This is a genomic window from Bacillus alkalisoli (genome assembly GCF_002797415.1).
GTDB lineage: Bacteria > Bacillota > Bacilli > Bacillales > Bacillaceae_I > Bacillus_CD > Bacillus_CD alkalisoli.
This window is the reverse complement of sequence record NZ_KZ454944.1, coordinates 346441-358103: the sequence shown is the minus strand read 5'-3', so window position 1 is coordinate 358103 and position 11663 is coordinate 346441. Positions and strand designations below refer to the sequence as shown.

Genomic DNA, 11663 nt, shown 5'->3' with positions numbered 1-11663 from the left:
GCCACATAATCAGCTAGCTTCATAAGCAACCAATGAACTTATGAGCTAGCTTTTATGTAGGCGTTTTGGTCGGCGGAGTACCGCCATTTTTGTTGTTACTTTACGATTTCTTCTTCTTTTTTGTATTTCAGTTTTGTTGCTTCACCGCCGCGTAAATGTCGGATTGATTTATGATAATCGAGGATTGATTTTACTTCGTTTGCTAGATCTGGGTTAATTTCCGGCAATCTTTCCGTCAGGTCTTTATGGACAGTACTTTTGGAAACTCCAAATTCTTTCGCTATGACACGAACTGTTTTTTTCGTCTCCACGATATACTTTCCAATCTTGATAGTTCTCTCTTTGATGTAATCGTGCACACCACTCGCCCTCCCTAAAATGGATGTTGAGAAGCGTGAAATGAGACCCGCTTTATGTTGTAACGAAGTGCGACTAGTTACACTCGGTCAAAAAGCTTGATTGGCTACTGCGATAATTCCTTCGAGACAATGACGATCCCTCACCTCAAACACTCTCTTTGTATGTTTGGTTAGTAACAGTGTATTAGCTTAAAGCAGGGAATATGCTAAAAAGTCAAGTGGGACAAGGGTTTTATTTGAAAATTCTTTTTTTAGTACATGGTTTTGTGTGGGGACGAGTTGTTTTTTTGTGGATGGTTTGATTAGGGTACTAATGGTTGATGTTCGCTGCAGATGCTCGCTTTCCGCGGGCGGGCCGGGAGCCTCCTCGGCGCGAGCGCCTGTGGGGTCTCCCGTTTCCCGCTTCTCCCGCAGGAGTCTCGCATCTGCAGCGAACATCAACTAGTTTTCAATAATAAAAATACTGTACTATACTATTGTTGTTTTCTCGGCACCAAAAAATTAAAGCCTTAAACATTGACCCAGGTTGGGTTTTGTTTAACGGCTTCTATTTTTATATTTGTTTTTCTTTGTTTTTGGATGTGCGTATTTCTACTGTTAGGGCGCCGTTTTCCATGTGGGTGGTGATGAGGAGTGGGGCGCCGGTTGTGTTAGTGAAGCGGAAGTCTAGTCCGCCGTAGGAGACGGTTGCATCTCTTCCTTTTGGGACGTAGGCTACTTCCAGCGAGTGGTTGTGTAGTTCTACGTAGGTTACGTCTAGCATGTCGATGGCGTTGTATAGGGTGGACGATGTTTGGCAGATGCCGCCGCCAATTCCCATGACTATTTTTCCGTTGTTGATTTCTTCGGCAGGTTGATAGCCGTGGGCTTCATCGCTTGGCCCGACTGTTGTGTTGAAGGAGAACGCGTCGCCTACTCCAAGTATGACGTTGTGGATCGCTTTTGCGGAAAGCTCGATGTTTTTTGTTCTTCCTTCTACGCTCGGGTTAAAGTATGTGGTATAGGATGCGACTACAACTTCATCTAGGGTTGGTATTTCATCGGGAGAGTAGCCACTTTCTGTTACATAGAGTGGTAATTGGACTTTTCCGCCTGTTTCGGAAGCTTGGAGAACTGCTTCTACTAGTTCTGCTTCATCTAAAATGACTTGTGGGCTTCCCTTGATGATTTCGCCGTTCTCTCCGATTTTGTCGAGTATCATTCTTTGGTCATATCCAGCGGTAGAGTCTGTGCCTCTGGCTAGTGCTTTTGCCCAGTTGGTTAGTGCTTTTTTGTATTGGTCGTCTTCTGTTTTATAGCCCATTTCGATTGGGATGAGTGCTTCGATGACTTCATTTGTTTGTGGATGGATGATTTGGACGACTGGGATTTCTGGTTCTTTTTCTTCCTCTTTTTTTGCTTTTTCTTCTTTTTGTCTTTCTTCTTCTCGCTTTTTATAAAGGGCGAGTTCTTTTTCTAGTTGTGCTATTTTTTCTTGAAGCTCTTTTTCTTTTGTTTCCACAGTGGCGGTGTCGGCGCACCCAACTAAACCGAAAAGACTAGCAGCCAATAGGCATGACGCGATCCATTTCCATATCCCCATTTTATTCCCAACTTTTCTATATATTTGGAATGGAACGTATGGTGTTCCATTCCCACTCATACTGTATTCAGGAAAGTTTTGCCATATTCCTGCAGACAGGACCCTTTTTTTGACGACAAATTTCTTGTTAAAAAGGGAAAGTTTGGAAAGTGCCTGGCACCAATAAGGCACCAATAAAAAAAGGGCACCATTTGTATTGGTTACCCTTTTGTTAATTCGTCTCGGTCTGCGGCTTGTGGTGGTCTTTCCATCCATTTATATTTGATGTTTATGTTTGCTCCATCTTCTGCGTAAAGGCCGACTTCCCCTAAAAGCTTGGCGTACATGGTGGTTAGGTCGCGCCTTGGTGATAACGACATCGCTACTCCGTAGTTTCCCATGCCAACACTACTTGTTATTCCGATGTGGAACATGATTAGTTTGTCGGAAAATGGGGCTTCTTTTGATGTGGTAACATTTTCGCTCCACGTCATTGGCACGGGTAGGAAGTCGGATTGTAGATATTTGCTAAAATGTGCAATATGTTTTTGTGCTATTTCTACTCCTCTTAATAAATAATTTTTTACTTCTTTTTGTTTTGTCACTTGTGCTAGCCCTAAGCAGAGTGATTCTCCTAATTTGTTTGTTTGGATATTTGTATACAGATGGGTAACTTCCATACCAGTTAACGGTCGTTGCTCCCCAAACCAACCTGCTAAAAAGCTTTGTTTTTCCACGAAGTCCACTTCTTTTGGATATGGTATGTATGGAGCCCTGACTTCTAGTCCTTTTGATATTAAGGTTTTCGAAGTATCGTTAAACAGTTCCATCGTGGAAGATATACAGGACATATAATATTCTCTTATGTCATTTCGGAAAACATTTGGTAGGATGGCTCCATATGTTGCTAATCCACCTTTTGTCATGTTTTTTACATAGTGTAAGTAAAAGGTATCGCTGAATAAACGATCCGCTTTAAGGTTTACATCCTCGTCGGTGAAGCCGATTGGAACGGCAATTCCCTCGTTTTTAAAAATATCGGCTATGATGGCAACATGTTGTTTCGACAAGTCGATAGCATGTTCGAGGATATGTTTAATTTCTGTATCTTCTATATGGGCTAAAAAGTGCTTAAACACACATATGGACATAGTGTCGCTAGCGTAGTTTGCCCATAGGTTCGATATTTCTGAGGATGTTAACATTATGTTATGATTTTCCAAAACAAAACACCTCCTTATGGATGGGAATATTTTTCCCTAATCATGTTCGGATTATGTGAAGTGGGGACGGGGTTCATTTCTCATTTTTGAGTTGTTTAATGTGAAATGAACCCCGTCCCGGTTTCTCGAGAAGGATTTTAGCGTTGCAGGGAGTATTTTATAGGTATGTCTGAGTTGGATTGGGAGATGGAGAGCAATGGCTTGGTGTTTAGATAATGTACGGGAGCGTGGGAAAGAGTCACCTTATACGTTTTATGTTCCGAGTGAGGATGTGATTGATTCATTAGAGATTGGAGATATAGTGAAGCTTATTTTTATGTATGAGCATGGTGTGGAGTATGAAGGAGAACGGATGTGGGTGGAGATTCTGGAGCGTGATGGCGACACTTTTAAAGGAGTGCTGGCAAATGAGCCGTATGAGAAAGGTGTACTGGAGTTAGGACAAGAAGTTACGTTTCACGCGGTAAATATTTGTGATACGGAATACGAGGACCCAAAGGCTACTAATTTAGATGTTTATTTTGACACGAAAGTTGTTGTGAGTAGTGATGTGTTGGATAAGCAGTCGTTTCATTTTTTGTTAAGGGATAATCCGAAAGATGAGCATGATTCGGGTTGGACGGTGATGAGTGGCTATGAAGAGGATGATTATTTAAACGATCCAGCTAATTTTCAGTACATTTCGATTGGGGTCATTTTGAATATGGATGATTCCATTTTGGCGTTTCTTGATGAGCCTGCTTTGTGTGCGTATGAGCGTGGTACGGATGGGTATTTTTATAAGATAGAAGATTATGATTGGGATGGGTATGTGAATGGGTAGGGTGAAATGGGGACGGGGGTTGATTTCACATTTATAGTTATGGAATGTGAAATGAACCCCATCCCGGTTTCTCATTATTTATATAAGAGCTCACTTAGTTTGTCGTTATACTCTTTTGGGATCGAGTAGCCGATGTGTGTGTCGGATGTGTTTACTAGGAAGCCTATGTTTTCTTTTTGTTTTTCTACGTTTAAGTAGTAAAGATCTGTTGTGTTGTCGTCGTATGTAACAAGCATTTCGTAGAGGATGCTGTAGTCCATTTCGCCTGGCATTCTAACAGCGTTTTGGATAGCAGTTGCGAATAGTTCGATTGTTTCTTTGTCTTTGAATGTTTGAACTTCTGCTTGGTCGGGATACATGCTTTTGCATTCTGCCATGCAGGTGATTTGAACTTTGGTGATTTGTTTCGTGTGTTCGGGTGTCTCCGTATTGTTTTGTTGCTGAGAACAGCCAACGGTTAGTAAAAGGATGAAGCTTATTAATAGTAGAATTTTTTGCATGGTAAAATCCCCCTTGTTTTTGATTTGACGTTAGGGAGTGGAATAAGTTACAAGGTTGTTGGGTGCATTGAGGGGACTGACACTTTGATTCATTCGTGAGTCGAATGTTTCGTGGTTTCTGTCCCCTCGGTTCATCTTTTTACTTTGTCTTCCACGTATTGAAGTAAGGTTGGATAGGTAGGTTTTCCTTTTAGCGTGTGAGCTACTTCTTGCAATGGTGAAATCACTTCGTCATTCTCTTTTGAATATAGGATTGTTTCGGTATCAATTCCGATTGGAGGTTTTTCCACTTTAGGACTGTGGAGATAAATTGAATCCGCCTCATACCATTGAAAATCTTCGGTAATGCGTTGTTTAATTACTTCACCAACGTAGGCTCCGATACGGACAACGAAGTGCTCGTAATGGTTTGATAGCAATTCTTGACCAGTCTGAGTTGTCAGGAGTCGGTTCACGTAGACATCAATGTAGCGGATACTTTCGACGGAAAAATCTAGGTTTCGTATTGTTAAATTTTCTTGGTCCCATGGGTCTTCTGAAACATCCTTGAACATTAAGGATGCTCTGCCTTTTAAGTCGTCTTTTATTAATTTGCTTTTTTTGAAAAATTGGATCATGTTTTTTCCTCCATTGCTAAGATGCATCAGGGGGATAGACACTTTGATTCATTCGTGAGTCGAATGTTTCGTGGTCTGTCCCCTCGGTTCATGCTCACCCGTGAAACATTTTGTGAAACAAGAAAATTCGGGTGGTGCCTGGCACCTGGGCTAATTTTCCTTTTTGATGCTATCTAAGATGATGTAGCCGAGGATGAGTCCGGGTATGGTGGTGTCGTTTAGATGGATAAAATGAGCCATGAATGGTATTTTAGCAGCGCTTTCTGTGAAGTAGAGTAATGGAACCAGCGTGATGAATAGCGTTGGAATTCCGACTGCAAGGAGTTTTGGCCAGTTGACCTTCCAAGTGGCATTATTTTTGGATTCTGTGAGCCATTTCGGTAAGCGCAGTAGCATGCCCATCACTATTGGAAAGGTTATCGTGTAGATGATAGCTGGGTACATGTTGAACGAGTACATTCCTGTTTGGATGATATGTTTTTGGTATGTTAAGCCTATGAAAAAAATGGCCCCAATGGCGATCGTCCAAGCAAAATACTTTAAAAAGTTTTTCATCGTTTTTCTCCTCTCAGTTTACTTATGTCTTTAATACGTATTTTGCAAGGTAAAGTTTCAATGTTAATGAGGGACGGGGTTCATTTCTCATTTAAGAGCTTTCATTGTGAAATCTATCCCCGCCCCTACTTTCCCATTGTGAAATTTACCCCCGTCCCGAGTTCGCATTTCTGTTGGCTACTATCGCTTCTATTGCAAAGAATAATAGAAGTGCAAATAGTGGGAGACCAATAAAGTAGTAGATATTTAAGTTTTGAGGGGTAAAGAATATGTTGATGATGAGAAGCGATGGGATATATCCTCCTAGGAAGATAATGGCTCTTTTTTTGGCTTGTCGGCTAATTATCTTCAGGTTTTTCGCTACTTTCACAGCGCCTACAAGTACTGTCACTATAGTGATGAGAATTAATAACAGTGTGAAAAGGATGTACCCCAAAAGAAAGTATCCTTCAAACGTGGAGAGGTCTCTTTCTTGGTTCATTAGATACACAGAGAATATGGTACTTGTTCCGATAAGGAATATGATGGGTATGAGAAGTTTCTTCATTTTTATTGTTCCTCCACATGGTTCTTTCCTATTTTTGTTTTGTTAGAATTCTACATAATTTCCTTAAATCCTTTTTAAGTGCAACGAGGGGCCAGCCACTTTGAAACATTCGTAGGTCGAATGCTTCAAGGTGGCTGGCCCCTCGTTTTTAGGTTTTGTTTTGAAAAATGAGAAACAAAACCCGTCCCTAATTTAACATTGTGAATGCTGTTATGATTAGGGTGTAGATGATGATGCTTGTTGCGATAGGTAGTTTGAGTGCGTTTTGGATTTGTTTGATTTGTTCTGGTGTGGCGTTTTTTTCTACTTTTTTCAGGCGTGTGTAATTTACGACATTCAATATGATTCCGAGAAGTAGGAAGATTGTTAGTAATGATGGGTCTTCTTGGAATGAGATGCCACCTGAATGAACGGCGAATGATTGTAGAATTAGGAATATAAAGACGATGATTAGGCCGATGTTGATGAAAAGGTGGTCGCGTTCCCATGCTACGCCGAGTTGGCTATGCTCGTGTTTTTTTATTTTTTCAAAGATTGGTATGAATGATTTTGTTTTGTCGGTACGTTTGATACGGATGATGCTCATGATTAAGACGAGTGTTGCTAGTGCCATCATGAAGTGGTTGGCCGCGATGTTTGTCCATACACCGAGGGCGATGACGATCGCAATGTATGTTAAGTAAATGGCGTTAAAGGTTAGGATGTGTTGTTTTCTTAATGAGATGATGTCTTGTGTCATTTGGTCGTGCCTCCTGGATTGTGTATATGATTGATTATACTACATGGATTGGAAAATGGGGACGGGGTTCATTTCACATTTTGAAGATGTGACATGAACCCCGTCCCTACTTTTCTATTGTTTGATTTCTAGTTTTTTGTTTTCGAGTGCGATTTTGTCCCTTTCTAGTTTAATTTCTTCTAGTTTTAATTCGTGTTTCTTTTTTGCATCGTAAATGCCGAGTATGATTAGGCCGATGAAGAGTATTGCCATTAATAGATAGAATTCTGTTGGTAGCATTTTTTTGTCTCCTGTTCGTTGCTTTTCGATTTGGGTGTGATTTGTTTCAATCTTTCGCTTTTGTGTTTCAATTTGGGGCTGGTGTGTTTCAATCTTAGTTTGTGTATTCTGCTTGATTCGGTTGTGTTTCAATCTCTTCCTTTTGTGTTTCAATTTGTACTTTGTGTGTTTCAATCTCTGCTCTTTGTGTTTCAATTTGACTCAGTTGTGTTTCAATCTAGGGCCTTTGTGTTTCAATCCTTATTTTACCACACGCGATTCCGGCTAAGGGGTGTGAAAGTAGATTATTTAATTACTAGTTTACTTAGTTTCGAAGCATGCTCGGCTGGGATGGTGTAGCCGGTTTCGGTGTTTGATAGATTCACTAGTAGCCCGTCACTGGTTTTGTCGTGATGATCGAGGTTAAGGTGAAATGACTCTGGTAGATTGCCTTCGTAAAGGAAGGTCATTTCGTAATTGGCGGCGTAGTTTAATGTTCCAGCTATTTCGATTGCTTTGGATAAGGCGTCTACGAAGAGTTGGATATCGTTTTGGTCTTCGAACGTTTGAGAGATTGGCTGGTTTGGGTATCTTTCTCTGCATATGGATAGGCATGTGATGGTGACTTTTTTTATTTCGGCGGCTGGTTGTAGCTTGGCCGGTTGGCCGGTTGTGTATGGTAGGCTGTTTGGGTCGGGTGGGTTGTTAGTTCCCTGTTGTTGGGCACAGCCAGTTGTGATTAGTAGGAAGATGATGGTGCATAGACATTTTCTCATGCAAAGTAGCTCCTTTATGTGTCGGAGGGGACAGAAATGGGAAACGAACCCCGTCCCTATTTATCATCTTTGTTCAGGAATATGGACTGGACAACGAGGTAGCCGGTTGCGAGTCCGAGTGGGACGGATAGGTTGCCTAGTAGGCCTTTGTCTTCGGTGAAGCCGAATATATAGATGCTTCCGTAAATGAGCGCTGTTGATGCGATGAAGTAGATGGCTGCGTTACGAATGATTGGGAGTGTGGTTTCCCATGGTGCTTGGATGATGTTTTTGATGCCGATGAATAGGGCAAATAGGGTGTAGCCGAGTAAGAATATGACGTATGCGATGATTAGGTAAAACGCGATTGGGCCTGCTGAGTCTAGGGCACCAAAGATGACGAGCGTTATGACGATGATGGTACTGATGAATAGTATGGTAAATAGAATTGGGAATAGTTTTTTCATTGTGTTGTATCCTCCGGGTTGAACGTATAACTATATATTCTTCGTTCAACATGGAAATTCCTTCTATATTATTACAGGATTATTACAGGTGCCAGGCACTTGTAATAGTCCTGTAATCAAGGTATTGGATGGGTTTTGTGGAATATACTTATATAAAGAGGTTTTGGAAGGAGTTGGTTGGATGGGTTTGGAGGCTGTGTTGACATATGAAAAGACGGCTGCGGATTCTGTTGACTTGTTTTTTAAGGTGAAGAATACTTCGGATGCTCCGGAGAAGGTGACGTTTCGGAGTGGACAGCGATATGATTATATTTTGTATCGTGATGGGCAGCGTGTGGAGCAGTTTTCGGAAGATAAGATGTTTATTATGATTTATGAAGAATTGTTGGTTGGAGCTGGGGATAGTTTGGATTTTCAGATTCCGTTGACTAAGTTAGAGCCAGGGAATTATAAGATTGTGGTTTGGTTGGCTGATCGCGATTGGCCTACAGTTAGGGAGCGGTTGGAGTTTACGGTGTAGGTTTTGATTTAATGATGGTTGGCGTGAAGAGGAAACTCCGATTTTTTTGGGAGTTTCCTTTTTCTGTTCTTACTTCCCTTTCACTTCCCAAAATCCATCTATACCATATGTTTTAGATTCAAGAACTTGCATTATTGCTTCTATACATAGCGTTTCTAATCCATGTCCTTTTCCTGGATCAAAAAAGAATGCTAATACATTTGAAACAACATTTTCATAATGGGGATACCCACAAATTTCTGAAATTGTTATTGCAGTTTTGGTTGTACTACGCAACAGATAATATTTCATAAGATATTTAAACTTAGCTTATTTAATCCTTTACATCGTCCTTGCATATTTCACTAACTAGCTGCTACAACGAGTTGTTTTCTTTATTTTTTGGTTCAAGCCTATCACAAAGCTCTTCTACTTTCTTTTTAAACTCTTCCGACACACCATCATCATGTTAGCTTTGTGGACAACTCCTTTTTTCTGAAAAAGCGACTGTTCTTCTTGAGCAATCGCATCCGATTAAAATCTTAATTAGTATTTTCTATCAAAAATTTCTTAACTTCCTCCATATCAGAGCCCTCAATAACAATAGCATTTTGACTTAAGACATAAATATAAGGGACTTCAGTAGCATCTAAAGATGGAAATTCCTTTTGAGTTAATTCTAGACTAAAAGCAATTAAAATCACACCTTTATGCTTATCTTCAAACTCTTGAAACCATTGTAATTGGTCTACATTTCCTTGCTCTGGAACAACATATATAATCCTATATTGTTCAGCAGATAAAGCGTAAGGAAGGTCATCTTTCTTTGAACATCCAAGTAAAATAACCAATAAAAAGATAAGTACACATACTATCTTAGTTTTCTTCATAATTTCCCCCTGTTATCTTACCGTATACTTCACAAAGTCATAATCATCTATGCTGCTCTGACAGAGTATAAAAACACTTCAATATAAAACGTTAATAGCTTCTTGGATCAACGCCTCCGTTAGTTTAGGAACAACACATCATAGCTTTATTCAAATCATTCTTATCGATTAGTATATTACCACTATCATCAATGATAAAATCAATATTGGCATCTGATAGTCTCTTTGTCGATGAATTAATTGTTTCCTGAGAACTTGTTGACGAATCAAGCCAAACAGCGTCAAAGGTCTTTGGTTCAGCTTGACAACCTGTCATGACCATCGAGAGAAGCAACAATATAAATACTGATTTTAGATTCATTTTATATCCTCCTCGTATATTGTTAAAAAACATTCTTTTCTACTATTAAAGTGCGCCGTTACTTCAATAAATCTTCATTTCGATAAAAAGGGCAATAATTCCTTTAAAAATATGTTTTACAATAGAGGAGGAATTGAATTGCTATTATCGAAAGCATGGGAAAGGTATGAATCTGATAAAAGGATAGAGGGAGTTTCCTTTTTTGTATTGGTTGGTTGTGAAACATTTTGTGAAACAAGATTTTTCGGGCGGTGCCTGGCACCATTGTTACTGGCACCATTGTTATTTTAGTTTTGTGTGGATGGTTACAAAGTAGTTTTCTAGGTGTTTTTCTAGTTCGCCGTTTAGTTGGTAGTATTCGTTGTCTGCTTTTTCTATTATGTTGTAAAACTGGTCTTCTTCTATTTCTTCTTTTTCTAGGGCTGTGTACGCTTTCCAGAGGGCTTCGCCGTATGTGTCGACTATTTTCGCATATGGTTTTGCGTTTATTTTGGTTAGTGATTGTATTAGTTTTTGTAGAAAAGTGGTTGGTCCCATTTGTTCGATTTGTTCGGAGAACCAGGTTAGGAAGGCTTCGTGTCCTCCGCTCTCTAGTTCTGAGTAGTAGTGATAGGCTAGGTATACGTCGTTTAGGACTGGGTTGTCTGATGGATAGTCGGATTCTGCAAGTATAGCTATAGTTGCGTTCCAAATTTCTTCTTTTTTCATTGTGATGTCCCCTTTGATTTTTCGAGCCAATGGTTGGCTTCTTTTGTAATGAGATTGTTTAGTTCTTCTTCTGTAAGGTTATTTATGTTGTCTCCATGTCGGTAATCATTGATTTGTTCGCTAATTTCGTACCAAGCTGCTTCTAATTTTTCGTCGTCACTCTGTTCCCACGTTATTTTATATATATCATAAGCTAGGTCGATTATCGATGCTTCTTTTTGGATTATTTTTTCTAGTAATAGATTCATATATTGTTGAACTGCTGTATAGATTGTTGGTTTTTCTATATTAAGTTCTTTTATTGCTTTGTGAAAATAATCTTCAACTTCAAAAATATTGAGAGGTTCTTGTAAGGAAGCTAATACATTTAAGGATGTGGAAGATTGGTCTTGTTCTAGTTGGTGCAGTGCCCAGTGGATGTAGTCAGCAGCAACGACTTGGTTGTTGTAGATTTTGTAGTAGAGTATAGCTGTTTCCATTTGTGTCGCCTCCTTGTATTGGCTGTGAAACATTTTTGTGAAACAAGATTTTTCGGGTGGTGCCTGGCACCTTAATGCCTTAATGTTCTTCTATTGTCGGTTCTCTCCTTTTCTGAGGGCTAATCGGCCTTGGCTTCCCTTTCTATTGACGGTTCTCTCCTTTTCTGAGGGATAATCGGTCTTGACTTCCCTTTCTATTGACGGTTCTCTCCTTTTCTTACGGCTAATCGGCCTTGACTTCCCTTTCTATTGACGGTTCTCTCCTTTTCTGAGGGATAATCGGCCTTGACAGCCGTTTCTACTATCAACACTAAACTATTTG

At 40.0% G+C, this 11663-nt stretch carries 18 protein-coding genes; 2 read left to right on the top strand and 16 right to left on the bottom strand.

The features are described from left to right. Positions 1–95: 95 nt before the first annotated feature. From spoIIID to CDZ89_RS01755, 3 genes are all read right to left on the bottom strand, one after another. The gene (spoIIID, locus tag CDZ89_RS01765) at positions 96–359 is read right to left on the bottom strand and encodes a sporulation transcriptional regulator SpoIIID (RefSeq protein WP_096156413.1); all 264 of its coding nucleotides are present in this window, start codon (positions 357–359) and stop codon (positions 96–98) included. Between the two features lie 553 nt (positions 360–912). Beyond that, positions 913–1941: a VanW family protein gene (locus tag CDZ89_RS01760; protein ID WP_100334237.1), complete on the bottom strand. Its 1029-nt coding sequence runs from the start codon at positions 1939–1941 to the stop codon at positions 913–915. A 200-nt stretch (positions 1942–2141) separates the two neighbouring features. Continuing rightward, positions 2142–3143, bottom strand: a complete 1002-nt coding sequence (locus tag CDZ89_RS01755; RefSeq protein WP_227521420.1) for a DUF3231 family protein — start codon at positions 3141–3143, stop codon at positions 2142–2144. A 196-nt stretch (positions 3144–3339) separates the two neighbouring features. Here CDZ89_RS01755 and CDZ89_RS01750 point away from each other — a divergent pair, with 196 nt between their 5' ends. After that, positions 3340–3966, top strand: coding sequence for an immunity protein Imm33 domain-containing protein (locus CDZ89_RS01750; protein ID WP_100333053.1), 627 nt, complete (start codon positions 3340–3342; stop codon positions 3964–3966). Positions 3967–4040: 74 nt separating this feature from the next. Here the strand turns inward: CDZ89_RS01750 and CDZ89_RS01745 are convergent, their stop codons facing one another. The 8 genes from CDZ89_RS01745 to CDZ89_RS01710 all read right to left on the bottom strand — a co-directional run bounded on the left by CDZ89_RS01745 (position 4041) and on the right by CDZ89_RS01710 (position 8404). Further along, entirely contained in the window at positions 4041–4466 is a 426-nt protein-coding gene (locus tag CDZ89_RS01745; protein ID WP_100333052.1) for a YhfM domain-containing protein, read from the bottom strand. Positions 4467–4597: 131 nt separating this feature from the next. Continuing rightward, on the bottom strand, positions 4598–5083 hold the full coding sequence (locus CDZ89_RS01740; RefSeq protein ID WP_100333051.1) for a hypothetical protein: 486 nt from the start codon (positions 5081–5083) through the stop codon (positions 4598–4600). Positions 5084–5233: 150 nt separating this feature from the next. After that, positions 5234–5638, bottom strand: coding sequence for a hypothetical protein (locus tag CDZ89_RS01735; RefSeq protein ID WP_096156409.1), 405 nt, complete (start codon positions 5636–5638; stop codon positions 5234–5236). 145 nt (positions 5639–5783) lie between these two features. Continuing rightward, positions 5784–6185, bottom strand: a complete 402-nt coding sequence (locus CDZ89_RS01730; RefSeq protein ID WP_100333050.1) for a hypothetical protein — start codon at positions 6183–6185, stop codon at positions 5784–5786. A gap of 187 nt (positions 6186–6372) precedes the next feature. After that, on the bottom strand, positions 6373–6924 hold the full coding sequence (locus CDZ89_RS01725) for a hypothetical protein (RefSeq protein ID WP_100333049.1): 552 nt from the start codon (positions 6922–6924) through the stop codon (positions 6373–6375). A 114-nt stretch (positions 6925–7038) separates the two neighbouring features. Further along, positions 7039–7203, bottom strand: a complete 165-nt coding sequence (locus tag CDZ89_RS19860) for a hypothetical protein (RefSeq protein ID WP_176483798.1) — start codon at positions 7201–7203, stop codon at positions 7039–7041. 284 nt (positions 7204–7487) lie between these two features. Then, the gene (locus tag CDZ89_RS01715) at positions 7488–7958 is read right to left on the bottom strand and encodes a YhfM domain-containing protein (RefSeq protein ID WP_100333048.1); all 471 of its coding nucleotides are present in this window, start codon (positions 7956–7958) and stop codon (positions 7488–7490) included. A 56-nt stretch (positions 7959–8014) separates the two neighbouring features. Further along, entirely contained in the window at positions 8015–8404 is a 390-nt protein-coding gene (locus CDZ89_RS01710) for a hypothetical protein (RefSeq protein WP_100333047.1), read from the bottom strand. A 181-nt stretch (positions 8405–8585) separates the two neighbouring features. On the opposite strand from CDZ89_RS01710, the gene CDZ89_RS01705 reads away from it, so the two are divergent. Beyond that, entirely contained in the window at positions 8586–8924 is a 339-nt protein-coding gene (locus CDZ89_RS01705) for a BsuPI-related putative proteinase inhibitor (protein WP_157842650.1), read from the top strand. A 69-nt stretch (positions 8925–8993) separates the two neighbouring features. On the opposite strand, the gene CDZ89_RS01700 is transcribed toward CDZ89_RS01705, so the two are convergent. The 5 genes from CDZ89_RS01700 to CDZ89_RS01680 all read right to left on the bottom strand — a co-directional run bounded on the left by CDZ89_RS01700 (position 8994) and on the right by CDZ89_RS01680 (position 11341). Continuing rightward, positions 8994–9200, bottom strand: a complete 207-nt coding sequence (locus CDZ89_RS01700; protein ID WP_096156402.1) for a PD-(D/E)XK nuclease family protein — start codon at positions 9198–9200, stop codon at positions 8994–8996. Positions 9201–9445: 245 nt separating this feature from the next. Continuing rightward, positions 9446–9793 (bottom strand): hypothetical protein, encoded by a 348-nt coding sequence (locus tag CDZ89_RS01695; RefSeq protein ID WP_096156401.1) that lies wholly within the window; start codon positions 9791–9793, stop codon positions 9446–9448. Between the two features lie 124 nt (positions 9794–9917). Beyond that, entirely contained in the window at positions 9918–10154 is a 237-nt protein-coding gene (locus CDZ89_RS01690) for a hypothetical protein (RefSeq protein ID WP_096156400.1), read from the bottom strand. Positions 10155–10436: 282 nt separating this feature from the next. Beyond that, a complete protein-coding gene (locus tag CDZ89_RS01685) occupies positions 10437–10862 on the bottom strand; it encodes a DMP19 family protein (RefSeq protein ID WP_100333045.1) in 426 nt (141 codons plus the stop codon). Beyond that, positions 10859–11341, bottom strand: a complete 483-nt coding sequence (locus CDZ89_RS01680) for a hypothetical protein (protein ID WP_100333044.1) — start codon at positions 11339–11341, stop codon at positions 10859–10861. The genes CDZ89_RS01685 and CDZ89_RS01680 overlap by 4 nt, the downstream gene beginning before the upstream one ends. Between the last annotated feature and the right edge of the window lie 322 nt (positions 11342–11663).